This window comes from Xenorhabdus vietnamensis (assembly GCF_002127535.1).
Taxonomy (GTDB): domain Bacteria; phylum Pseudomonadota; class Gammaproteobacteria; order Enterobacterales; family Enterobacteriaceae; genus Xenorhabdus; species Xenorhabdus vietnamensis.
Map to the genome: position 1 here is coordinate 1 of NZ_MUBJ01000083.1, position 1,392 is coordinate 1,392.

The window sequence follows — 1,392 nt, forward strand, 5'->3', positions numbered from 1 at the left end:
TGCATACATGGACGCCCCTTGTTTGCCAAACAATCATTTGTTATGACCCGAACCAGGTTAAGATTGCAGCCATACATCCGGACTTTAGTTGAGGCCGTCGCCTCTGTCCCTGATGGAATTCGCTGGCCAGGCTCTCATCATTTCGACGCGCTATGAGCGCTTGCACGATACCAGAGTTTCCTGATCACGGTCCGACCTGTCTTGCCATCACTTCTCGATTGCCTGCGCAACCTTTGGAAACTGTTTTTAAATGGGCTCCCTTATTTGCACGGGATGATTTTAGTTGCTTGGTTCCGGGCGGCCATAATCCGTCTCGAATTCTCGGTCATGTGCCAGCAATGCCCAGACAATTCGGGCATTTTTATTGGCCAGCGCTACCACAGCAACATTGATATTACGTCTTGACAGTAGAGCGTTCAGCCAGTTCCCTGTTCGCTCTGTTTTCTCTTTGGCGTATCGCACCACGGCTCTGGCTCCATGAATCAACAGTGTCCGCAAATACTTGTCACCCCGTTTGCTGATCCCCCGCAAGGTTGACTTCCCCCCACTCGAATGTTGCCGGGGGACCAGACCCAGCCATGCCGCTAGTTGACGACCATTAGCGAAGTGACTGGCATCCCCTACCGATGCCACCAGGGCACTGGCTGTTAGCGGGCCGATACCGGGTATTTTCGATAATCTTCGGCTGTCTGCATTGCCACGATGCCAGTGTTGAATTTCCTGTTCCAGTTCCGTCACCTGACGATCAAGCTCCTTCAGGTGTTCCCCCAACCGCTGGAGCAGTTGCCTGAAGGTATCTGGCAGGCTATGACTGGCATCCTCCAGAATCTCTGGTAGTCGTACTACAATCTGTTTTATCCCCTGGGCGATAACGATCCCAAATTCGCTCAGTAAACCACGAATGGCATTGGCCTGCGCTGTACGAGCTTTGACAAATCCCTCTCGTGCGCGATGCACCGACAGGATGTTTTGCTGTTCTTCTGTTTTTACCGGGACAAAACGCATATTCGGTCGTATCACCGCTTCACAAATCGCTTCCGCGTCTGCGGCATCGTTTTTATTGGTTTTGACATAGGGTTTAACAAACTGTGGAGCCATTAATTTGACTTCGTGGCCAAAATCTTGCAGCTTACGTGCCCAATAATGCGCTCCACCACAGGCTTCCATACCAATCAGGCAAGGTGGAAGATTGACGAAAAACGTCAGCATCTTCGCTCGCGACAGCTGTTTTTTGAGCACGGTTTCACCCTGTGCATCAACACCGTGGATCTGGAAGACATTTTCTGCCAGATCGATACCAACTGTTGTAATCTTCATGGTGGACGCTCCCGTTATTAAATGGCTGTGTTGAATACACTGCCATTTTGGCACACTGATGCCGCTTAAATGGGG

Annotated in this window: 1 protein-coding gene; it reads right to left on the bottom strand. The window is 50.9% G+C overall.

All coding sequences use genetic code 11. The features are described from left to right. Positions 1-279 precede the first annotated feature (279 nt). Positions 280-1,317, bottom strand: a complete 1,038-nt coding sequence (locus Xvie_RS20245) for an IS110 family RNA-guided transposase (RefSeq protein WP_139838928.1) — start codon at positions 1,315-1,317, stop codon at positions 280-282. Between the last annotated feature and the right edge of the window lie 75 nt (positions 1,318-1,392).